This is a genomic window from Nocardia barduliensis, from assembly GCF_013315795.1.
GTDB classification, from domain to species: domain Bacteria; phylum Actinomycetota; class Actinomycetes; order Mycobacteriales; family Mycobacteriaceae; genus Nocardia; species Nocardia barduliensis.
This window is the reverse complement of sequence record NZ_JABLTE010000067.1, coordinates 16545-38651: the sequence shown is the minus strand read 5'-3', so window position 1 is coordinate 38651 and position 22107 is coordinate 16545. Positions and strand designations below refer to the sequence as shown.

Sequence of the window (22107 nt, the reverse complement as noted above, 5' to 3'; positions counted from 1 at the left end):
GGCCCGGCCTCGTCGCCGGGTCCGGGCCACGCGCGGTGCTCAGCCGAGCGGCAACTCCAGACAGCAGGGCGCGCCCTGCGGCGAACTGATGGTGATTGTCGCGCCGACCGTGTTGGCGCTGGAATACAAGGGATCCATGCCGTCGATGACCAGCATCACTCGGTGGCCGTCCGGCACGTCGTAGGCAGCGGCCTGCAACTCCCAGGCCACGGTGGCGGGCATGCTCGACTCGACGGTCTTCGGCTCGTGGGTGATGATTCGCGCCGAGCCGTCCTCGTCGACGTCGAGCAGGTAGGCCACCACCGTCGCGCACTCGTCGGTGCTGTCGACGGTCAGCTGCAACCTCGGGATACCGCGGATCTGCCGGGCTACGCCACCGCGTACCGCGAGCAGCGGCCCCGTCGACCAGACCAGGGCATGGCCGCGGTCGATCTCGTTCGTCCGGTAGATCTTGGGATTACCGGCCCATTCCTCCTGGCCGGTCGTCATGAGCTTGTCCATGGCGACGACCTCGGGCAGCTCCCCCACCGTGAATTCCCGCTCCCAGCCGGAAGTGCCGTCGGCGATCAGCGCACCGTCGCCACCCTCGCGCGTATCGGTCAGAATCAACGACTCGGTGTCGGTGGTGACGTCTCCCCACGACGCCTTCTCCTCACGCCGCGCGGGTTCGATGATCACGTTCTGGCCGTCCCCGGACGCGGGCGTGGTCACGTAGGTGAACATCACTTGATTGCTGATCTCCGGCCACGCGTCGACGCCGTTGTCCTCGCCTTTCAGGTAGTGATCGAGCCAGGCGTACGCTTCCAGCAGCGGCACGTTCGGTCCGGCTCCCGGCGCGGGTGGCGCGATCAGGCCGGGCCCTTCCGGGGCCGCGTGGTCGCCGATCCACATGTTCAGCCGTTTGGGCCGGGGTAGCTTCTCGAAGGTCTCCAGCACCTCGTTCACCGGGAACAGCCCTTCGTGCCAGGTGTTGGAGAAGAAGGTCGGAACCCTGCGGGTGCCGATGTAACTTTCCGGCGAGCGCTCGGTGCCCCAGTCGACGACCGGACCCATGTCCGTGCCCTCGGCGAACTTCGCGAGGATTTCCTGCGCCGTCTGATCGAACTTGTCCTCCAGCTCACCGCCGGTCAGGCCGATCAGCGCCTGGACGGCCCGCAGATGGCGGGTGCCGTTGTCGTACAGGCTGCTCGCGAGGTTGCCCCAGGTGCTGAGCGCGACGACGACGTCGACGTCCTCGTCGTGCGCGGCCACCAGCTGGCTGATGCCCGAACCGTACGACTCCCCCATGAAGGCGACGCCGCTGGGGGCGAGCGCGTCTATCGCGTATTCGAGGACGGTCGAGCCGTCCTCCCGGTCCTTCGGACCGGCGACGTCGACGGTGCCTTCGGACGTGCCGAACCACGGCAGGTTCGTCCCCGGCAGCGCGGACCAGCCGATTCCGCGTGGCGTATAGGCCAGCACGTGATAGCCCCGCACCGCGAGGGTGAGGTAGGCGTACTCGAACAACGGCCAGCCCACAGGCGTCCACCCGGCGGGAAAGACCACCAGCGGGCACGGCTCGTCGGTGGTCTGCCGCAGCATGTGCGCCGACAGCCCGATCCCGTCGGATGCCTCGATGCGCGGAAACGTCGGGACGGCCACTTTCAGCGCTCGACTCACCAGGTCCGACACCTCGGTGGGCACCAGCCCCTCGCCACCGCGCTCGCGCACCGCGGTCACCAAGTTCGACGCGAACTGCACTGCTTCCGGGCGGACCTGCCCCTGCGCGTCCCAGGCCCCCTCGGCGGAAATCCGGGCGAGCTGTGCGGACGTGGTCCCGACGATCGAATCTCCTCGCGACATCGGCGTCATCGATCCTTCCTGCCAGTTACTCCGGAACTGCGGACGGGGGGCAGCTTGACACGACATGCAACAGCCTGTCCCCGGATCACCCGATGTGTTCTCCATTCGCAACAGGGCGATGACCAGCGCAAACGCTGCAGGATTCGACTATCCGGTCGCAGGCGTCGCGGCTTCACGGACCCCCCGCCGCACGCCGCGCCACTCCCCTTCCCGGCGAGAGGCGGGCGGTCCGGCGCATGGGTGGCGCGCGATAGCCGTCCCGGGGCGGGCGGATGTTCTCGCGCGCTGCTAGCTTCCCGGCCGTGGATCACTTCTCACGCTCTTGGGCAGCGCTGCGCTCGGCGGTGGCCGACCTTTCCGACGACGATTTCGCACAGCCGTCGGGCTGTACCGGCTGGCTCGTGCGAGACCTGGTGTGCCATCTGATCATCGATGCCCAGGACATCCTGATCACCCTCGTGACCCCCACCGAGGCCGCGCCGACGCGCGACGCGGTGACCTACTGGGAGGTCGCCGATACCGCGCCGACCGGCGACGAGCCGCTCGACGCGCTGATCGTGCGGCTCGCCGCCGCGTACCAGGAGCCACGGCTGCTGAAGATCCATTTCGACGATGTCGGCTCGGCCGCGGGGCGCGCGGCCCGCCTCGCCGACCCCGGCCGTCGCGTCGGCACCCGCGACGAGGTTCTCACCGTGGGCGAATACCTGCGCGCGTACGTCCTGGAGAGCACCCTGCACCATCTCGACCTGGTCGCGTATCTCCCGGTCGTGGACGAGCCCCCTGCGGAGGGACTCGCCCGGTCCCGCGAACTGCTGGAGAAGATCGCCGGGGCCGCCTTCCCCGCGTCGTTCTCCGACACCGACGCGCTGCTGGTCGGCACCGGACGACGCCGGCCGACCGGCACGGAGCAGGCCGAACTGGACGAGCTGGCCGCGCGGCTCCCGTTCGTCCTCGGCTGATCGAACCTACTGCTTGTCGCCACCCAGCTTGACCGGCACCGACAGCGGGCCGATAGTGAAGAACGACGGCGAGTACGGGATGCTCTCCGGGTCGATGGCGACTTCGAGATCCGGCAGCCGCCGATACAGGGAGGCCAGGGCGAGCCGCCCCTCCAGACGGGCCAGCCCGGCGCCGATGCAGTAGCGCGGGCCGTGGCCGAACCCGAGATGTCCGCCCTGGTGCTCGCGGGTGATGTCGAACTCGTTCGCGGTCTCGCCGTACTCCGCCGGGTCGATTCCGCACGCCTGGTAGGCCACGCCGACCGCGCTGCCCTCGGGCACGGTCACACCCGCCACGGTCACCTCGGTCAGCGTGAACCGCCAACTGGTCATCATCACCGAATGACGGTATCGGACAGTCTCTTCGACGACGTCTGCCCAGCGGTCCTCGGCCTTGGCCAGCGCGAGCTGTTCCGGATGCCGCGACAGCGCCAGAACGGCGTTTCCGAGCATGTGCACCGTGGTCTCGTGACCGGCGACCAGCATGATCCACAAAACGGCGACCAGTTCGTCGGCCGTGAGCTTGTCGCCTTCGTCGCGGGCCTGCACCAGGCCCGAGGTCAGATCGTCGCCCGGCTCGCGCTGCTTGCGGTCCGCCAGCTCGTACAGGTACTGCATCAGCGCGTTCTGCGTCGCGAATGCCTCTTCCGGCGGGGTGGTGTGCGCCAGCAGCGTCGCGGTCCACCGCCGCAGCCGATCCCGTTCCGGTCCGGGCACGCCGAACAATTCGCAGATCACCGCCATCGGCAACGCCTCGGTGAAGGTGGGCACCAGGTTCACACCGTCGCCCGCGGCCACGACCTCGTCCAGCAGCCCGTCGATGATCTCTTGGATGCGCGGCTCCAGCGCCTGTACCCGGCCCGGGGTGAACGCCTTGCCGATCAGGCCACGAAGCCGCCGATGGTCGGCGCCGTCCTTGGTGGACAGATGATCGCCCTGCACGATGGCGCGCAGGGGCCAATCCTCGGGAATGGAGCCGTCGTACAGGGCCGGCCAGTGCTTGGGGTCTCGGGCGAAGGTCTTGTTGTCCCCGGCGAGGATCTCGCGCACCGCCTCGTGCGTCAGCGCCAGGTAGGCGGGCACGCCGCCGGGAAACTCCACCTCGACCACCGGCGCGATCTCCCGGAGCCGGATGCAGGTATCCAGCAGATCCTCGTTCGGGGCGGGGAATGCGGGCAGGCTGGTTGTCATGGGAATTCCCTTCTGCGCGTGAGCCTTCCAGCCGTCGTGACGACGGTCGTGCTCGAGTATCGCGGCGCGATCGGCCGAGGGGCCGAGCAACGGACAGATCCTGCCTCCAAACCGAACTCGACTGTCGCAAAACAGAAATTCCGGACCCGTCGACCTGCGCTGCCCAGGGCGGGACCGCCGGAACGGGCCGATCGCCACCGTGACGGTTAGGGTGGCGGTGTTCGGATGTGCGCGTGATGGCCGGGAGGAAGTCGTGGAACTGAAGACTGCGCTGGGGCGCACCGTGCGGGCGGTCAACAGCGGGGTCGTCGCCCTGCTCGACGTGCCGCTGCTCGGGCGGCTGCTGGGCAAGGGATTCGTGGTGATCACATATGTGGGACGGCGGTCCGGGCGGACGTTCAGCACGCCGGTCAACTACTGGCGCAAGGGCGAGGAGTTCGTCATCGGCGTCGCCATGCCGGACAGGAAGACCTGGTGGCGCAACTTCCTGGACGAGGGCGGCCCGATCACGCTGCACCTCGGCGGCACCGATCGGCGCGGGCATGCGGTAGCGCGGCGCGACGAACGCGGCCGCGTCTTCGTGACGGTACGGCTCGACGACGTGAACTGATCGCCGCGGCTCCCCCGCTCGTATCTCGAGCGCCTGCCACCGAGCCGCCCACGGCCGAGTTGTCAACCCCTTCCTTCCGCCGGTGTTGCCCGTACGAGCGCGGCAATACGCTGTAGCGCGATGTCGATCGAGCTGAAGGACATACAGTGACTTACGATTTCGCCGCTTGGGAGGGCGAGCCGCCGGCCGACGACGCAGCGGCGTCCGAAGAATGCGGTCGTCTGTATCGGCACTACATCGAAGGTGACGACCTACCACCCGCAGAGCGGATGCGGTCGTTCGTGGCCGACCTCAACGCGCGGTGGCCCGACCTGGACGACCTCGACGAAGATTCCGTCGACGACAGCCCCTGGGGGGATTCGCCGCTGATCGAAAATGCCAGCGGCCCATACATCTATTTCACCACGATGTACAGCAAGGCAGCCGAGGTGGCCGCGTACGCCGCCGAGCGTGCCAAGGCGCACGGTCTGGTGTTCTTCGATGTCAACCAGGACCGGCTACTGACTTGATGGCGGCTGCGGTGATCCGCGCCGTGACGAGTCGCTAGACGCTCGCGGACGGCTTCAACTGGGCGATGATCGCGGCGCCCATCCAGCGCCGCAGATACCGCCGCAGGTCATCCTCACCGCGGGGTGGATTCCCCGGGGAGATGAAGAACGACTGCATCGTGCGCAGCACGTATTCGACCAGCTCGTGCAACGACTCGTCGTCGTACCCGTACCGCTCCCAATCGACGTCGAATCGTTTGATCATCGTCATTCCGAAGGCTTGCGCCTCTTCGGAGGTGAGGCTTTCGGGGTGGACGTTCGAGTAGGTGCTCGACAGCAGGATGCCCAGATGGGGTGTCCGGCGAACCTCGGCCAGGGTGTACACCACTCCCTCGGTCATCGCATCCACCGCGTCTTCGATACCGCTGACGTGCCGGGTCAGCCGATCGAGGAATCCGTCGACCGACGCCATGGCCGCGGCCGTCATCAGCGCGTCGGCGCTGGGGAAGTATCGGTAGACCGTCTGGCGGATGACGCCCAGCGACTCGGCGACGTCGGCGATGCTGATCTCCGAACCGGTCCGGCCGATCAGCTCGACGGCGGCGGCGACTATGCGACGAGACGCTTCCTCGTCGTCTTTCGGCGGACTACCGCCCCACCCGCGCCTTCCTGCCACTGCCCGCTTCCTCGACTCGAAGCCTGCCGCTTGCGAACCCCCTGATGGAAAGCCTGCCGACCATCTGGATCAAGGGCTCGACGGTATCACAGGGCGGCATCGTCGCCCGTTGCGCGGATCCGGCCTCGATTCTGATCATACACACAGACCATCATGTGTATGATCACGTCCAACGCGGCTCGGTGGCATCGGCGATGCCGGCGGACCGGTTCGATTCCGAAAGACGAGGTACAGCCCAGTGACCGAGCTTCAAGTCCGGAAGATGCGCTTCGCATTCGCCGACTACGACGTGCCCTTCTTGTGGAACGAGGAGAATCCGGCCTTCTCGTCCATGGCCAACGCGGTGTCCTTCCTGGCGATCGGCTTCGAGAAGATGATCGTCAACATGATCCGCGAGGCCATGCCCCTGATCACCGACCCGGCGGTCGCGGAGGAAGCCGACGCGTTCGTGCGGCAGGAAGGGCAGCACTCCACCGCCCATCGCCAACATGCCAACGGCCTGATCAGGCGATACCCGGGGTTGCAGGAGACGCTCAACGAAGTGATCGCGGAATTCGACCGCCTCACGGTGCAGACTCCGGTCGAATACCGGCTGGCCTACACCGCCGACCTGGAGGCGACCTTCACTCCGGTGTTCAAACTGATGCTCGACAACGACTCGACCCTGTTCCGGCCGGGAGACGACCGGGTCGCTTCGCTGTTCATCTGGCATTTCGTCGAAGAAGTGGAGCATCGGAGCTCCGCGCTCATCATCTTCGATTCCGTCGTGGGCAGCGACGTGTACCGGATGCGCATGGCCCCCTCGATCTTCCGGCACGTGATGAAGGTGATCAGGCTGGCCTGCGCGGGCTTCAACAAGCATGTCCCGCTGGAGGAGCGGCAGGTCGACGCGTTGTCGATGTTCGCGTCCTATCGGCGTATGCAGAAGCTACGCCGGCGGTTGCCGTTCCTGCACGCGCAGGACAACGGCCCGATGCCGCGCGCCTTCGACCATCTCCCCCTCCGTGAGCAGCTCGTCGCCCTGGTGGGCATCGTTCGCAGCCAGTTGCCGAAGCACAACCCGGACCACGAGAAGCTGCCCGCGCTCGCCGACGTGTGGTTCCAGCGCTACGACGCCGGGTACGACGTCTCGCACTGGTACACCGCCGGCACGGTCACACCCTAGGAGCCGGACCGATGGCAGATCATTGCGCACCGACTTTCGATCAGCTCGCGACAGAGCTCGGCTTCACGTGCGAGGAGGCAGGCGGACTCGTCGAGCTGCGCAACCCCTTCGCGTTGGAGAACTGGACGCTGCCTGTGCTCGAGGTCACGATCGTCCTGGGCGCGATACTCGCGCTGAGCTACGCGATCGTGCGGTTGCGCCGCCACGGAGACCCCACCAACCTGGTGCTCTGGTTCGGCGCGACCGCCTACCTGTTCATCATCGAACCACCGCTGTATTTTCCCGCGGCCTTCGGCATCGACGCACACGTCGACACGATGTTCGCCCACAACCTGTTCACCGTCGAATTCCTCTGGGGCCGGTTACCGCTCTACATCATCGCGATCTACCCGTTCATGGCCACGCTGGCCTTCGAGACGGTCAGAATTCTCGGCGTCTTCCGGCGGTACGGGGTGCTCGTCGGATCGGCTTGCGTGGGTTTCGTCCACCATGCCTTCTACGAGATCTTCGACCACCTCGGCCCGCAGTTGCGATGGTGGGAATGGTCGATCGACAATCCGATCAACCAACCGATGTTCGATTCGGTACCGCTTCCGAGCGTGGTGGTATTCGCCGCCCTGTGGCCGATGTCGCTCGCGTTCTGTGTCCAATGGTTCGTCGGCCGCCACGTCGACCAGGGGCAGACGTTCTCCGGTGCGCAATTGGCCTGGCGCACCATCGTGATCGGCGTGCTCGCATCGCTGGGTACCGCCGTGTTGCCGATCCCCGCAACGGTGTTCGGCATGGGTAGCACCACCGTGCGCGGCGTCCTCTACGCCGCCGAGCTGGTCGTCGTGACCGTTGTCGCCGTCCTGGTCCTCACCCGCCAATGGCTGCGGCTGCGGCGGGGCGACTCGGACACTGCGCCCTACACCAACGACTTCGTCCGCGTCTACAGCATGGTGTACCTGTGCGTGATGGCTTTCCTCTGGGTCACCGCGTTGCCCGATTTCCTCGGCGCCGTCGACGGCAGGACGAGCGAGGGGGACCCGGTCGGCAATCTCTGGTACACCCTCGCCTGCTTCGTCGTCGCGATCCTGTGCGTGATCGCCGTATCCACCGTGCCGCGGCGGAAGGCAGCAGAAGGCGCTGTTCCCGATGGCCAGGAAGCCGCCGCGAGTCCCACGACGTAGCTGGTGGCGAGTAGTCGCGCCGCCGGTGACGCAGTGGCGCGGCTACCGTGGGGCGCGGTCGGCCGGAGCGGACTGTGACGCCCGGCTCGGCCGGGATTTTCCGAGCCGTCGCACGGGTTGTACGTGGGGCCGATATGAGGAGGTCATGTGGCACGGGAGTACAACCGGAATCCCGCGGCGGTCGCCGCGCTGTCGCCTGAGCAGTACCACGTCACTCAGGAGAACGGCACCGAGCGGGCGTTCACGGGCGAGTACTGGGACAACCACGAGCCGGGTATCTACGTGGACGTGGTGTCGGGCGAGCCGTTGTTCGCCTCGGTCGACAAGTTCGACAGTGGCACGGGATGGCCGAGTTTCACCAAACCGATCGACGCCGCGCACGTGGTCGAGAAGCGGGACTTCAGCCATCTGATGGTCCGCACCGAGGTGCGTTCGGCGCACGGGGACAGCCATCTCGGGCATGTGTTCACCGACGGCCCTCGCGAGGCGGGCGGCCTGCGGTACTGCATCAATTCGAAAGCCCTGCGATTCATCCACCTCGACGACCTCGAGGCGGAAGGATACGGGCAGTACCGGACTCTCTTCGCGAAGGAGGAGGCGTGACCGACACGCGGAAGGCCGTTCTGGCCGGTGGGTGCTTCTGGGGCGTGCAGGACTTGATCCGCAAGCAGCCAGGGGTGGTGTCGACACGCGTCGGCTACACCGGTGGCCGCAACGACCACCCCACCTATCGCAATCACCCCGGGCATGCCGAGGCCGTGGAGATCGTCTACGACCCGGCCCGGACGGACTACCGGCAGCTGCTGGAATTCTTCTTCCAGATCCACGATCCCACGACGAAGGACCGGCAGGGCAACGACATCGGGACCAGCTATCGTTCGGCGATCTTCTACCTCGATGACGACCAGAAGCGTATCGCCCTGGACACCATCGCGGACGTCGATGCCTCGGGCCTGTGGCCGGGCAAGGTGGTCACCGAGGTGACCCCGGCGAGCGAGTTCTGGGAGGCCGAGCCCGAGCATCAGGACTACCTGCTGCGCTACCCGGACGGCTACACCTGCCACTTCCCCCGCCCGGGATGGAAGCTGCCGAAGCGGCAGGCCACCGCGCAGTAGGACACGGCGACCTCGGTGGGCATGTGCCCGCACCCCGCCGAGCCGTCCGAGCGACTGCGCCACCTTGCAAGGTGGCGCAGTCATCGCGTTCTGCCACCCTTCCGCGAAGCTCGAGCGCCGAGAGGCCGATGAGTTTCCGGCGCGGCAGCCGTCGACAGTGGTATGACGACTCACCTGCTCGAGACACCCGGCGTCGATATCGCCTACGACGTGCACGGACCGCGACCCACCGCCGTGGGACGCCCACCACTGCTGCTGGTCGGCCAGCCGATGGACGCCGGCGGCTTCCGTGCGCTGGCCGCGCACTTCCCCGATCGCACTGTGGTCACCTACGACCCGCGCGGCCTCGGCCGCAGCACTCGCAAAGACGGCCGCGTCGACCATCGTCCCGAGGTACAGGCGCAAGACGTGCACGCGGTGATCCAGGCACTCGGCGCCGGGCCGGTGGAGATGTTCGCCAGCAGTGGCGGCGCGGTCACCGCGCTCGCGCTCGTGGCCGCCCACCCGGGCGATCTCGTCACACTGGTGGCACACGAGCCGCCGCTCATCCCGGTGCTTCCCGACGCCGCGGCGGCCGAGCGCGCCCGCGCCGACGTTCGCGACGCGTACGAGGCCAAGGGCTTCGGTGCGGGCATGGCGGCCTTCGTCGCCATGACGTCGTGGCAAGGCGAATTCACCGACGACTATTTCGCCCAGCCCGCCGCGGACCCCGCGCTGTTCGGGATGCCGACCGAGGACGACGGTTCCCGCGACGACCCGCTGCTGTCCGACCGGTCCTGGGCGGTCAGCGGCTATCGGCCCGATGTGGCCGCGCTGACCGCTGCGCCGACTCGCGTGGTGATCGCCGTGGGCGAGGAGTCCGCGGGCACGTTCACCGGACGCACGGCCGTCGCGACCGCCGCCCTGCTCGGTCAGCGGGCGACCGTGTTCCCCAGCCACCACGGCGGCTTCCTCGACGGAGAGTTCGGGTACGCCGGCCGGCCGGAAGCTTTCGCGCACAAACTGCGCGAGGTGCTCGACGGAAACATCTGAAGCACGGACGCCTGGCGGCACCCAGGGCGCACGCTGGGCACGGAGTTCGCCTCCGGCCCCGTAACCCCTTTGCCATGGCGAACTTCTCGTTCGACCTCGGATCGGATTCAGCTCCCCGCTGCGGGGAGGAGACCTGATCGGTCACCTATATGATCGTCGGCGCCTGGATGTCCGGACATCCATGTCAGTCGACCCGAGGTAGGCAGATGATGCGCAGCGGCACAAAGGTTCTCGACGTGGTGGGTAGCCGGCGGATGGCGGTTGCGACGCTGGCCGCCATCACCGGCTTCTACTATCTGTTCGTCGCGTTCACCAACTGCGTGGACACCGACACCAACCGCAACGGTGTGGCCGCCGTGCTGTCGATGAAGGCGACGATTCACCATCCGGGCACCGACTGGCGCGCGATCACCAGTGACGATGTCGCGCTCGTCGCCTACGTCCTGGTGGTGATCTGGGAATTCCTGATCGCTTTCGTGCTGCTGGCCGCGGCGGGCGTGTGGGCCAGGGTGCTGACCGGACGGCCGCGCCGGCTCGGAGCCGGTCTCGATGTGGCCGTGAAACTGTCGAGCCTGGGCTGGACCATGGCGGTGCTGCTGTTCGCGGGCGGGTTCCTGACCGTCGGCGGCGAATGGTTCCGCATGTGGGCCAACGACGACGTGAACGCGTCGTCCGCCGCGTTGCAGAACTTCTTGATCGCCGGTGTCGGGTTGATTCTCGTTCACCTGCCGGACGCCCGGCCCCGCGCTGCCGCCGAAAGCGTCTCGGCGGCAACCGAATCGAAGTAGGCGCGAGCGCGAGGATCGACGACGCGCGTCACCGGCCGTTGCGATCGAGTTCGTTCAGCTGCTTCTGAAGACGTTCGAGGGCAGCGCGGATCTCATCGATCTGCGCGTTGAGTTCGGCGATCTTCGCTCGATCCTCCGGCGCGGCTTCCGCCGGAGGTGGCGCGGGCTGCGGCGCGGCCGGCTGCTGGCCCGGTGGCAGCGGAACGCCGGGGCCACCGCCGGGCGGCGTGGCGAGCCGGCCGGTCCCGGGTCCGAAGACCTGGTCGAGCGCTTCGGCGAGGGTCGGCGCGTAGCCGACGAGGACGCCGCCCGTACCGGGTTCGCGGTAGCTCACGAGCACCCGCGCCAGCTGCGGAAACGTGGAGGCGTTCGGTGTGGTCGAGATCCGCTCGGTGAAGAGTGGCTCGACGTAGAGCACGCCTCCGTCGGCGATCGGCAAGGTGAGCAGGTTGCCGTACTGGATGCGGTTCGACCGCTCCAGCAGGGTCCGCTCGGAGGCCACTCTGGTGTCGGAGATCATCGAGTTCTGAATCTGTTGCGGCCCCTGGGTGAGCGTGTCGGTGGGCAGCTGCAAGACGCTGATCTTGCCGTAGTCCTCGGGGTCGGAGTGGACGGACACGTAGGCGGAGAGGAATTCCCTGTTGTACCCGACCATCGCACTCGACAACCGGAACGACGGCTCGGCGTCGTCCTGGCCGCCGAGCAGGACATAGAACGGCGGCTGGTGCGGATTGGTCTCCACCGTTGGGTCGCTGGGCACCGACCAGAAGGCGTTGGTGGTGAAGAACTCTCGCGGTTCGTCCACGTGGTATTTGGCCAGCATCTCCCGCTGGATCGTGAACAGGTCCTCCGGGTAGCGGAAGTGGGCGCGCAGTTCCGGAGTGATCGACTCCTCGGGTTCGACCGTACCGGGGAAGACCTTCATCCACGCCGCCAATACCGGGTCCTGCCGGTCGAGTTGATAGAGGGTGACCGTGCCGTCGTACGCGTCGACCGTGGCCTTGACCGAATTCCGCACGTAGGACACCTGGTGCGGGGAGCCCCGGTGCGCATCGCCCGGTTCGAGTGCCTCGAGTGAGCTGCGCTTGGCATAGGGGTAGCCGTCGACGGCGGTGTAGGCGTCGACAATCCAGACGATCCGACCGTCCACGACCGCAGGGTAGGGATTGTTGTCGGTGGTCAACCATGGCGCGACCAGTTCGACGCGGTGGCGAGGATCGCGATTGAAGATGATCTTCGACTCGGGGCCGATCGCCTTGGAGAAGATGATGTTGCGTTCGGTGTAGGTCACCGCGAAGGCGAACCGGTTGAACCAGTTGCCGATGGAGACGCCACCGGCGCCGGTGTAGGTGTACTTGGTGGCGTCGGTGTCGTACTCGCGGGGTTCGGTGCCGCCGCCGACGATGGCGTAGTCCGGTTCGGCACCGGCGATCACCTCCCCGAAGTAGATGCGAGGCTGGTCCACCCGGATCACTTGGTTGCCGGATGCCTGGGAGGCGATGTCGCTGACCGCGTAGATCGGGTATCCGCTGTTGCTGCTGGCGGCATCACCCGCGGCCTCGCGGACGGCCGCGTTGACGCGGTTGGCGGGTGCGGCGACGAACCCGTTCCCGTGGGTGTAGACGGTGTGCCGGTTGACCCAGTGGCGCTGGTTGCCGCTCAGCGCGCTCGGGGTCAGCTCGCGCGCCGCTACCACGTAGTCGCGCAGTTGCCCACCCACGCGGTAGCGGTCCAGGTCCAGGTGTGGCGGGAAGCTGTAGAAGTTCTTCAGCTGTTGCTGCTGGGTGAACGTGCGCGAGAGCACGTTCGGATCCAGCAGACGCATGTTCGCGATGGTGGTGGCGTCCGCGGGTACCTCGGTCGGCGGCTTGGTACCCACCCCGGAATACGGCTGGTAATCGACCCGATCGCCGCCTATCCCGTATGCCTGCCGAGTCGCCGCGATATTGCGTTCGATATAGACGCGCTCCATGTCGGCGGCATTCGGGCGGACGGACAACTGCTCGACGGCCAAGGGCCAGACCGCTCCCACCAGGATCGACGACAGCAACAGAAGCGCGGCGGCCATCGCCGGAATGCGCAGGTCCCGCACGACGACGGCGGCGAACACCGCCACGGCGCAGATGACCGCGATGGCGAAGAGGATCAAGCGGGCGGGCAGCACGGCGTTGACGTCGGTATAGCCCGGGCCCGCGAACGTGGGTTCCTTGCTGCGGCTCGCGAGCAGCGAGTACCGGTCGAGCCAATAGGCGACGGCCTTCAAGACGATGAACGTGCCCGCCAGTACCGCGAGCTGGACGCGGGCCGCATGCGTCAGACCGCCCGCCTTCCGGGGCAGACGCAGCCCTCCGAACAGGTAGTGCGTCGCGAGGCAGGCCAGGAACGCGAGCACGACGGTCGCGAACAGCCAGTTGACGACGAGCCGGTAGAACGGCAGATCGAAGACGAAGAATCCGACGTCGTGCCCGAACTGGGGGTCGGATACACCGAAGGACCCGCCATGGAGGAACAGCTGGACTTTCATCCAGCTCGATTGCGCGATCAGGCCGCAGATGAGGCCGAGTGTGGCGGCGATGCCCACCGCGAACCGCCGCCGCCGTCGCAACACCATCGCTCGATACGGCCGGAGGCTGTCTTCTTCCCCGGCGACGGGGACGTACGGCGGTCGGAACGCGAAGGCGAGCCACATCGCCGCCAGGACGGCCGCTCCGACGAGCAGGCCGACGGCGAGGAACAGCGACAGCCGGGTGAGCAGCGCGGTGAGCCAGACGCCGCGGAATCCGACCTCACCGAACCAGAGCCAGCTGACATAAGCCCTGATCAGGCGGGGCACGATGAGCATGAGCACGACGAAAACCGTGGCGGCGATCACCAGCACCCGAGTGCTGCGATGCAACCGCCGCAGGCTGGGGCCGTCGCGTGCGCTCATTTCCCACTCCCGCGGCCGGCGCCTGGCCTAATACGGTACGGCCGACGCTCAACCGCTAAGCCCGATACTACCGGGGCGGGCGCGCTCGTTCGGGTCCGTCGCCGGAGCGTTCGATCAACTCCCACAGGTAGGCCACGTGCTCGGCCATGTCCACGGCCGGGTCGTACAACCACTGCGCCTGCAGGCCGTCGAGAAGGGCCACGGCGATGACGGCGAACCGGTCCGCGTCGAGGTCGGCGGGCAGGCGGCTGGAGTTGCGGAGGTCGGCGACGGCGCGGGCGAGGGCGTCGCGGGCGTCGCGGTAGCGGTCGCGGAAGTAATCGTGGGCGGGATGTTCCGGACGGGTGGCCTCAGCGGAGAAGCGGGCGTAGAGCTCGACCAAGCCCGGAACGTCCGCGTTGTGCCGGATCAGGCCGATCAGCGCCGCGGGCAGGTCGGGCGGCCCGGCGGCGGTGAAGGTATCGCGGTCGGCTTCGTCGCGCCGCGCGAGGATCGCGGCGAAGAGCTGTTCTTTGCTGCCGAAGTAGTGCAGCAGACCGGTCTGGCTCAGGCCGACGGCCTCGGCGAGTTCGCGCACGGTGGTCCGGCTGTAGCCGACGCGCGCCACGATCTCGAGCGCCGCCGCGAGGATCTCCTCTCGTTTGGCGATCCCTTTCGCATACGCGCCGCGCCGCACCACGCCGCGACTGTACTCGGATCTCCTCCGGCACCAAAACCGAATGGCATACTGTTTTCGGTATCGGTGTCCACCCGAGGAGCTGCCATGACCGACGACCCCGACCTCTCCGATCTGACGCCGCAGGACCGCGCGGCGCTCGGGAGCGGCGCCGACTTCTGGACCACGAAGGCGATCGGCCCGGTCGCCTCGATCACCATGACCGACGGACCGCACGGTGTGCGCAGGCAGGCGGGCGCGACCGATCACCTCGGCCTGGCCGAGAGCCTGCCTGCCACCTGCTTCCCGCCCGCGGTCGGGCTGGCGCAGAGCTGGGACGCCGAGTCGGTGCGGCGGGTGGGCGAAGCGCTCGGCCGGGAGGCCCGCGGGTTGGGCGTCGATGTGCTGCTGGGGCCGGGCGTCAATATCAAGCGGGATCCGCGCGGCGGGCGCAATTTCGAGTACTACTCGGAGGATCCGGTGCTCACCGGCCTGCTCGGCGCGGCATGGGTGACGGGTCTGCAGAGCGCCGGAGTGGGAGCCTCGCTGAAGCATTTCGCCGCCAACAACGCCGAACACGACCGGATGCGCATGAGTTCCGATATCGACCCGCGCCCGCTGCGTGAGATCTACCTGCGCGCATTCGCCCACATCGTGCGCACCGCGCGGCCGTGGACGGTGATGTGCTCCTACAACCGGATCAACGGTGTGCACGCCGCGCAGAATCGCTGGCTGCTCACCGACGTGCTGCGCGGCGAATGGGGATTCGACGGCGCGGTGGTCTCCGACTGGGGAGCGGTGGCCGACCGTACCGCCGCCGTGGCGGCCGGGCTGGATCTGGAGATGCCCGGCGGCAGCGGCGTCTCCGACGCCCAGGTGGTGGCGGCCATGGCCGCGGGCACGCTCGACCCGGCGGACGTCGACCGCGCCGCGCGGAACGTGGCGCGACTGGCGGCGAGGGTGGTGGCCGGACGCGAACTCGGCGCCGCCGTCGACACCACCGAGGATCACCATCGGCTTGCCCGCGAGGTAGCCGCGCGCTGTGTCGTCCTGTTGCGGAACGACCGCGACCTCCTGCCGCTGGCTCCGGGTCGCTCGCTCGCGGTGATCGGCGAATTCGCGGCGCAACCGCGATATCAGGGCGGCGGCAGCTCGCACGTCAACCCGACCCGGCTCGATGTGCCGCTCGAGGAGATTCGCGCGCTGGCCGGTGCCGGGACCGTTTCCTACAGCCGGGGTTTCACCACCAGCGCCACGGAGGCGGACGACGACGTGCTGCGCGCCGAAGCCGTCGCCGCCGCCCAGAACGCGGACGTCGCCGTCGTTTTCCTGGGCCTGGCCGCCACCCAGGAATCCGAGGGATTCGACCGCGAACACCTCGAACTGCCCGCCGATCAGCTGAATCTGCTGGAGGCGGTGTTGCGGGCCCAACCGGACACCGTGGTCGTGCTCGCGCACGGCGGAGTGGTACGGCTGGCACCCGTGGCCGCGTCGGCGCCCGCGATCCTGGACGGCGGCCTGCTCGGGCAGGCAGGCGGCGGCGCGCTCGCCGACGTGCTGTTCGGTGTGGTGAATCCGTCGGGGCGCCTGGCGGAAACGGTGCCGGTCCGCTTGCAGGACACCCCGGCCTATCTGAATTTCCCGGGCGAGAATTCGCATGTCCGGTACGGCGAGGGCTTGTACGTGGGCTACCGCTGGTACGACAGCCGGGACATGGAGGTGACCTACCCGTTCGGGCACGGCCTGTCCTACACCACGTTCGGCTACACCGATCTGGTGCTCACCGCGGACGCGGCGGGAGTCACCGTGCGCCTCGTGGTCACCAATACGGGTACCCGCGCGGGCCGCGAGGTGGTACAGGTCTACACGGCGGTGCCCGGCTCCGTCGTCGCTCGTCCGGCCCGCGAGCTGAAGGGGGTGGCGGTCACCACCGAACTGGAACCGGGTGCGAGCGAGGAAGTCTCGATCTTGCTGCCGCGCGACGATCTGGCCTACTGGGAGACGCGCGTCGACCGCTGGGTCGTCGAGGGCGGTGCCTATCAGGTATGGGCGGGCGCATCGAGCCGGGATCTGCGCGTCACCGGGCAGGTCGACATCGCCGCGGACGAGCTGCGGATCCCGATCACGGCGGAGTCGACCCTCGGTGAGGCACTGGCCGATCCGACGGCGGCGGCCGCGCTGGCCGAGGTGTTCGGCGGCATGTCCGAGAGCATGGGCGACGCCACGGCGCTCGGCGTGGACATGATGCGGATGATCGCCTCCATCCCGCTGAACCGCCTCACCGGTTTCGGCGTGGACCCCGGAAAGCTCGAGGCGCTACTGGCCGCCGCCGGGGACTGACCACCGATTTCCCGTCCGTCCCGGCAACGACCGGCATGAACGGGTCGGCGCTCACCGGGCGACGGCGGGCACACCGATGACCGGTGTCCCACCGGCGGGCGCTGAGGCCCGGTGCAGTCCGCGGCGGTCGTACGCGCAGGTGGCCGTGGCGCCCAGGAGCAGGCCGATTCCGAGGCCGAGCAACGTCATCCACAGCCCGTGACCGAACCCGGCTTCGACGCGCGCGTCGAAGAACAGGATGGCGCGCACGGCCAGGTAGATCTGGTGCATCGGTTCGAAAGCGGCCAAGTGCGCGATGTACGCGGGCGTCGCCTCCAACGGCACCGTGGCGGCCGACGACGGCAGGCCGAGTACCACGAACAGGATCAGGTTGATCAGCAATCCGGCGGTGCCGAAGGTGGCCAGGACGGCGAGCGCGGTCACGCCGACGGCGGCGATGGCCAGGGTTCCGTACAGCCACAACAGCAGCGGGCCGCCCAGCGGGACACCCACCGCCGCCGCCACGGCGAGGAATGTCCCGGACAGGATCGGCGCCGCGGTGATGACGACCGCCCACTTCAGCAGCAGGGTCCGGAAGCGGGAGATCCCGGTGGCCGGTGGATGGACGAACCACGGCCCGTACTCGGTAGGAGTGAAACCGAGGACCGAATCGATGAGGGTGTGAATGATCATCGCGCCGGTGAAACCGGCCAGCAACAGGATCAAGGTGTAGAAGAACGCGACGAGACCCTGCCCGGCGCCATCGTCCATCGGGCGGTACGGCGCGGTGACGATCCGCACGGGGTCGGCGAGCATCAGCCGGGCGGCGCCGCTGAGCTCGACCGGTGCGCCCGGCCCCGCGGCGAGGGCGGAGTTCACCTGGTCGGTCAGGCTCTTGCCCACGGTCTCGTCCACCTGCCGCAACGCGCGATCCGCGATGCGCTGCATGATGCCGGTGGTGTAGGGGCCGATGCGGGGATTGGTGTGGACGGTGATCACCGGCCGCTCGATGGCCCCGGGGACCACGGCGGCCGCGCCCAGAATCGCCAGCCGCTTGGTGAAGTCGGACGGTATGACGATGGCGCCGTAGACCTCGCCGTGCCGCAACTGCTTGCGCGCCTCGGCGATACCGACGACGCGCAGGTCGACCTGCTCCGCCGGGATGCCGGCGACCAGCGCGTCGGCGACCTGGGCGCCGATGTTCGCCGGCTTGCCGTCGAGCAGGTCGCCGACGTCCTGGTTCACCAGGGCCACCGGGAAGTCGTGCAGGTTCTTCTCGGTGTTGCCCGCGTAGCCGAGATACATGGTGGCGAGCAATGCCGCGAAGACCGTCAGCACCGCGATCGGGGCGGTGAAGGTCCGAACCGTCATGCGAGCTAATGTAGTCAGCGCCAACAAAGTAGGCAATGCCTACAACTTGTTATCCTGCGAACACCATGCCGATCACCCGAAGCCGGTCCTATCACCACGGCGACCTGCGCGCCGAGTTGTTGCAGCGGGCCGAGGCGACACTGCGCGAGTCCGGCGTCGACGGCTTGTCACTGCGTCGCCTGGCGCGTGACGTCGGAGTCAGCCACGCCGCCCCCACCCGGCACTTCAAGGACAAGCAGGCGCTGCTGGACGCCATCGCGGTCGCCGGATTCGAGCGACTGGCCGCCGCCCTGGAGCAGACCGCTGCCGCGGGCTCGCTCGACGGGCACATCCGCGCCGTGGCCCGGACCTATCTCCGCTTCGCGACCGACAACCCGGCGCTGGTCGCGCTGATGTTCGCGCGCAGGCACAGCCCAGCGGCCGGTGACGCGATGTCCCAGGCGGTGGACGCCGCATTCGCGACTCCCGTCGCGCTGATCGCCGAAGCCCAGCAGCTCGGGGAGGTGATCGAGGGCGACCCGCGCCGGATCGCGCTCTCCGCGGTCGCCACGCTGCAGGGCCTGGCCACGTTCGTCGGCTCCGGCGTGATCGCCGCCGAGACCGCCGAGGAACTTCTGGACGAGACCATCACGCACATGGTCGACGGCCTGCGCCCGAGGTGATCCTCGCGGCACCGCCCTGCGGGGTGCGGCGCTCGACATCGGTTCCGCGCGAGTGAGTGGGTCCCGCAGGTCGAGGGGACCGGGCCGAGTTCGTCCTGCCGGGTGCACGCGGAGTGCCCGGCGTTTCTGCGAGGGTGATCAAGGGACGAACGGAGCACGACGGATACGGATCGGGCTGTCGGGCGCCGACGGCGCGTTCGCGCACCGGCTTCCCTCCGGCGCTGACGAAGCCGACGCCGGCTCGCGCACCGAGGAGGAGACGTGGACGAGGAACGAGAAGTTCTCGCGCGGATCAACCGGCTCGCCGCCGAGGAGCACGCCTTCGAGCGATCCCTGGTCGGACGTGATGTCACGAACGAGGACCTGCGCGAGTTGCACCGGATCGAGAAGGAGCTCGACCGGCATTGGGATCTGCTCCGCCGCCTCCGAGCGCGCCGTCGAGCCAGGATGGGCATCGACTACGGCGAGATTCCGGTTCGTCGCGGCGGCCGGTCGCACGGGAACGGGCGGTGATTCGCGGCTTCGTGACGGCGAGTACCGGCCGCGGCGCGGATCGCCCGTAGCGTTGGTGAGCGCACCGGAGAATGCCGTGCCCGAGGCCGCCGCCTCGGACGCACCCATCCCGAACGAGCGGCGTGCACCGGTCCCCGGGAATCCGTCGGTCAGTACGCGATGAACAGGATCTCGTCGCGCGAGTAGTCGTGTCCGGGATGCTTCTCGGCCAGATGGGCCTGGGTCTTCGCCACGAGATCGTCCTCGTCGGTTCCGACGATCGATTCCCCGCAGGGGCAGTTCAGTCTGCGCTTCATCAGCGTCCTTCCTCCTCGAACCGACAGTCTAGGCGCAGCGACGGAATCGGGCTGGCGCAGACCGGTTCTCGGGCGAGCTTCGTGAGTCGGCGGACCCCCCGGCTACCCGGTCAGCCGCGCGACCATTCGTGGCCCCAGTAGCTGTCGGCGGTGATCTCCTCGGCACTGTAGGTGGACTCGTCGACCAACACGCCTTCGGTGCCGTATTCGAGATCCCAGCCACCGGGAGTGCGGACGTAGAAGGAGATCATCTTGTCGTTGGTGTGCCTGCCCAGGGTCGAGGACAACGGATAGCCCGCGCGCACGACGCGGTCCAGCGCCCGGCCCACGGCGTCGAGTTCGTCCACCTCGACCATGATGTGCACCAGGCCGGGACCGTCGGAGCGGGTGCCGGGAATCAGGGCGAGGCTGTGATGGCGCTGGTTGACACCCAGGAATCGAACGCGCACCGGTCCCACGCCGGGCGGGGTCGGCACCCGGAACGAACCGCGGGGCAGGAATCCCAGAACCTCGCAGTAGAAACGGTTCGCCTCCTCGAGGTCGGGCACCGGCAGCACCACGTGGCCGAGCCCGAGTCCCTCGGTGACGAAACGGTGCCCGTGCGCGGTGACGACCGGACTGTGGTCGAGCACGGGACCGTGGAAGACCTCCACGGTGAACCCGGCGGGGTCGGTGAAAGTGAAAGCTTCTTCCACGCGCAGCGCGTCGACCTGCTCCTGAGTGAGCGGTGTGACCGCGACACCCGCCTGTTCCAGCGTTTCGCGCACCCGCGCCAGCGCGCGATAGTCGCGCACCTCCCAGCCCACGGCCAGCACTCGATCCCGCTCCGCGGGCACGAGTTCCAAGCGGTAGGCGTGCTCGTCCATCCGCAGGTACACGCGGTCCGGATTCGGCCCGGTGGCCTGCGCGAAACCCAGAACGTCGAAGGCGAAGGCGCGCCAGGCGTCCACGTCGGCGATGGCGACTCGGACGTAGCCGAGCGAGGCGATGTCAGCCATGGTTCGTCGTACTCCTCAGGAATAGGTGACTCGCACCGTGTCGGTGACCGGGACCGCCTGGCAGGCCAGCACGTAACCCTCGGTCAGGTCGGCGTCGTCGAGAACTTCGTTGTGCCGCATCCTGACCCGTCCCGAGACGACCCGGCAGGTGCAGGCGCTGCACGCGCCCTCGCGGCAGGAATAGGGCGCCGCCAGCCCGTTGGCCAGCAGCACGTCGAGCAGCACCTGCCCGCGCGGCCAGGGCAGGACGCGCGTCTCGCCGTCGAGGTCGACTTCGACCGCCGCGCTGTCGGCGGAGTCGGTCACCTCGGAGGTATCGATCTCGAACGGGTTGCCGTTCAGCGAGACGAATTTCTCGACGTGCACGCGCTTGCGGTCGGCGCCGAGCCCGGTGAGGGCGGCGCAGACGGCGTCCATGAACGGACCCGGGCCACAGACGAACGCTTCGCGATCCGCCCACGGCCGGGCCAGCGCCGCCAACTGCGCGCTGGTCGGCAGCCCTTGCAGGGTCTCCAGCCAGTGCACAACGCGCAGGCGGTCGGGGTGCCGGGCCGAGAGATCGGCGAGTGCGGCCGCGAAGATGACCGACCGCTCGTCGCGGTTGGCGTAGATCAGCGTGCAATGGCCCGCACCGGCCGCCAGTACAGATTTCAGGATCGACAGCACCGGGGTGATCCCGCTGCCCGCCGCGAACAACAGCAGATCGTCGTCGAGCGAGGCCGGGGTGAAGACACCGGCGGGTGGCAGCGCGTCGACGACGGTCCCGGCGACGGCGTTGTCGCACAACCAGTTCGATCCGTAGCCATCGGGCGTCCGCTTGACCGTGACCTTCAGCGGCCCGCCCTCGTGCGGCGCACTGGACAGCGAGTAACAGCGGCTCACCGAGCCCGTCAGCTCGCTCGGTATGCGCAGGGTGAGGAACTGGCCGGGGCGATAGTCGATCGAAGTCGAGCGTTCCGCCGCGAGATCCAGTTCGAGCGACACCGCGTCGTCGGTTTCCCTGATCACCTGCCGCACGCGCAGGCTCAGGATTTCGCCGGGTCGGCCCTGCGCGGTCACGGCAGGTCCCCGTCCCGCGTGCTGACCTCGAGCGAGCCGTCCGCGACGGCGGCGTCGACGCTGTCGCGCAACGCGGCACAGGTCCGCATCCGCGCACTGTCCGTCCCGGCGAATTCGGCGCACGCCGCCACCGCGACGCCGCTCCATTGCACGCTGGTGTGCTGCGGGCTGAACTTCTGCACCAGCACGCGGGTGCCGCAGGTACGGCAGGTGATCGGTGCCATGACC

The 22107-nt window shown here is 68.3% G+C and carries 22 protein-coding genes; 12 read left to right on the top strand and 10 right to left on the bottom strand.

The window, feature by feature from the left end; genetic code table 11:
• Positions 1-39 precede the first annotated feature (39 nt).
• A complete protein-coding gene (locus HOV91_RS25465; protein ID WP_217441133.1) occupies positions 40-1842 on the bottom strand; it encodes a CocE/NonD family hydrolase in 1803 nt (600 codons plus the stop codon).
• Between the two features lie 302 nt (positions 1843-2144).
• Here HOV91_RS25465 and HOV91_RS25460 point away from each other — a divergent pair, with 302 nt between their 5' ends.
• Positions 2145-2801 carry a maleylpyruvate isomerase N-terminal domain-containing protein gene (locus tag HOV91_RS25460; protein WP_174187928.1) on the top strand — a complete coding sequence of 219 codons (657 nt, stop codon included), beginning with the start codon at positions 2145-2147 and terminating at the stop codon, positions 2799-2801.
• 6 nt (positions 2802-2807) lie between these two features.
• On the opposite strand, the gene HOV91_RS25455 is transcribed toward HOV91_RS25460, so the two are convergent.
• Complete coding sequence (locus HOV91_RS25455; RefSeq protein ID WP_174187927.1) at positions 2808-4031, bottom strand: cytochrome P450 family protein; 1224 nt, start codon at positions 4029-4031, stop codon at positions 2808-2810.
• Between the two features lie 259 nt (positions 4032-4290).
• Here HOV91_RS25455 and HOV91_RS25450 point away from each other — a divergent pair, with 259 nt between their 5' ends.
• Positions 4291-4641, top strand: coding sequence for a nitroreductase/quinone reductase family protein (locus HOV91_RS25450; protein WP_174187938.1), 351 nt, complete (start codon positions 4291-4293; stop codon positions 4639-4641).
• A gap of 146 nt (positions 4642-4787) precedes the next feature.
• Positions 4788-5150 (top strand): hypothetical protein, encoded by a 363-nt coding sequence (locus HOV91_RS25445; RefSeq protein ID WP_174187926.1) that lies wholly within the window; start codon positions 4788-4790, stop codon positions 5148-5150.
• 34 nt (positions 5151-5184) lie between these two features.
• Here HOV91_RS25445 and HOV91_RS25440 read toward each other — a convergent pair whose 3' ends face one another.
• Positions 5185-5805 (bottom strand): TetR/AcrR family transcriptional regulator, encoded by a 621-nt coding sequence (locus HOV91_RS25440; protein ID WP_174187925.1) that lies wholly within the window; start codon positions 5803-5805, stop codon positions 5185-5187.
• A gap of 238 nt (positions 5806-6043) precedes the next feature.
• On the opposite strand from HOV91_RS25440, the gene HOV91_RS25435 reads away from it, so the two are divergent.
• From HOV91_RS25435 to HOV91_RS25410, 6 genes are all read left to right on the top strand, one after another.
• On the top strand, positions 6044-6970 hold the full coding sequence (locus HOV91_RS25435; RefSeq protein ID WP_174187924.1) for a metal-dependent hydrolase: 927 nt from the start codon (positions 6044-6046) through the stop codon (positions 6968-6970).
• A gap of 11 nt (positions 6971-6981) precedes the next feature.
• Positions 6982-8142 (top strand): hypothetical protein, encoded by a 1161-nt coding sequence (locus tag HOV91_RS25430; RefSeq protein ID WP_174187923.1) that lies wholly within the window; start codon positions 6982-6984, stop codon positions 8140-8142.
• Positions 8143-8289: 147 nt separating this feature from the next.
• Positions 8290-8745 carry a peptide-methionine (R)-S-oxide reductase MsrB gene (msrB, locus tag HOV91_RS25425; RefSeq protein WP_174187922.1) on the top strand — a complete coding sequence of 152 codons (456 nt, stop codon included), beginning with the start codon at positions 8290-8292 and terminating at the stop codon, positions 8743-8745.
• Positions 8742-9257 carry a peptide-methionine (S)-S-oxide reductase MsrA gene (gene msrA / locus HOV91_RS25420; protein WP_174187921.1) on the top strand — a complete coding sequence of 172 codons (516 nt, stop codon included), beginning with the start codon at positions 8742-8744 and terminating at the stop codon, positions 9255-9257. The genes msrB and msrA overlap by 4 nt, the downstream gene beginning before the upstream one ends.
• Positions 9258-9419: 162 nt before the next feature.
• Complete coding sequence (locus tag HOV91_RS25415) at positions 9420-10289, top strand: alpha/beta fold hydrolase (protein WP_174187920.1); 870 nt, start codon at positions 9420-9422, stop codon at positions 10287-10289.
• A gap of 236 nt (positions 10290-10525) precedes the next feature.
• Positions 10526-11077 carry a DUF2165 domain-containing protein gene (locus HOV91_RS25410; protein WP_217441131.1) on the top strand — a complete coding sequence of 184 codons (552 nt, stop codon included), beginning with the start codon at positions 10526-10528 and terminating at the stop codon, positions 11075-11077.
• Between the two features lie 28 nt (positions 11078-11105).
• Here the strand turns inward: HOV91_RS25410 and HOV91_RS25405 are convergent, their stop codons facing one another.
• Positions 11106-14006 (bottom strand): UPF0182 family protein, encoded by a 2901-nt coding sequence (locus HOV91_RS25405; protein WP_174187918.1) that lies wholly within the window; start codon positions 14004-14006, stop codon positions 11106-11108.
• Positions 14007-14073: 67 nt separating this feature from the next.
• A complete protein-coding gene (locus tag HOV91_RS25400; RefSeq protein WP_174187917.1) occupies positions 14074-14685 on the bottom strand; it encodes a TetR/AcrR family transcriptional regulator in 612 nt (203 codons plus the stop codon).
• A gap of 84 nt (positions 14686-14769) precedes the next feature.
• Here HOV91_RS25400 and HOV91_RS25395 point away from each other — a divergent pair, with 84 nt between their 5' ends.
• Positions 14770-17001 carry a glycoside hydrolase family 3 C-terminal domain-containing protein gene (locus tag HOV91_RS25395; RefSeq protein WP_174187916.1) on the top strand — a complete coding sequence of 744 codons (2232 nt, stop codon included), beginning with the start codon at positions 14770-14772 and terminating at the stop codon, positions 16999-17001.
• Between the two features lie 51 nt (positions 17002-17052).
• Here HOV91_RS25395 and HOV91_RS25390 read toward each other — a convergent pair whose 3' ends face one another.
• Entirely contained in the window at positions 17053-18351 is a 1299-nt protein-coding gene (locus HOV91_RS25390) for a YhgE/Pip domain-containing protein (RefSeq protein WP_174187915.1), read from the bottom strand.
• A gap of 65 nt (positions 18352-18416) precedes the next feature.
• On the opposite strand from HOV91_RS25390, the gene HOV91_RS25385 reads away from it, so the two are divergent.
• Both HOV91_RS25385 and HOV91_RS25380 read left to right on the top strand, forming a co-directional pair.
• On the top strand, positions 18417-19013 hold the full coding sequence (locus HOV91_RS25385) for a TetR/AcrR family transcriptional regulator (RefSeq protein WP_174187914.1): 597 nt from the start codon (positions 18417-18419) through the stop codon (positions 19011-19013).
• 261 nt (positions 19014-19274) lie between these two features.
• On the top strand, positions 19275-19526 hold the full coding sequence (locus HOV91_RS25380; RefSeq protein WP_174187913.1) for a DUF2630 family protein: 252 nt from the start codon (positions 19275-19277) through the stop codon (positions 19524-19526).
• Positions 19527-19675: 149 nt separating this feature from the next.
• On the opposite strand, the gene HOV91_RS25375 is transcribed toward HOV91_RS25380, so the two are convergent.
• The 4 genes from HOV91_RS25375 to HOV91_RS25360 all read right to left on the bottom strand — a co-directional run bounded on the left by HOV91_RS25375 (position 19676) and on the right by HOV91_RS25360 (position 22103).
• Complete coding sequence (locus HOV91_RS25375) at positions 19676-19822, bottom strand: DUF1059 domain-containing protein (RefSeq protein WP_063711458.1); 147 nt, start codon at positions 19820-19822, stop codon at positions 19676-19678.
• A gap of 110 nt (positions 19823-19932) precedes the next feature.
• Positions 19933-20820 carry a VOC family protein gene (locus HOV91_RS25370; protein ID WP_174187912.1) on the bottom strand — a complete coding sequence of 296 codons (888 nt, stop codon included), beginning with the start codon at positions 20818-20820 and terminating at the stop codon, positions 19933-19935.
• 15 nt (positions 20821-20835) lie between these two features.
• Positions 20836-21879 (bottom strand): ferredoxin--NADP reductase, encoded by a 1044-nt coding sequence (locus HOV91_RS25365; RefSeq protein WP_174187911.1) that lies wholly within the window; start codon positions 21877-21879, stop codon positions 20836-20838.
• Positions 21876-22103: a hypothetical protein gene (locus tag HOV91_RS25360; protein ID WP_174187910.1), complete on the bottom strand. Its 228-nt coding sequence runs from the start codon at positions 22101-22103 to the stop codon at positions 21876-21878. Before HOV91_RS25360 ends, HOV91_RS25365 begins: the two co-directional genes overlap by 4 nt.
• Positions 22104-22107: the final 4 nt, after the last annotated feature.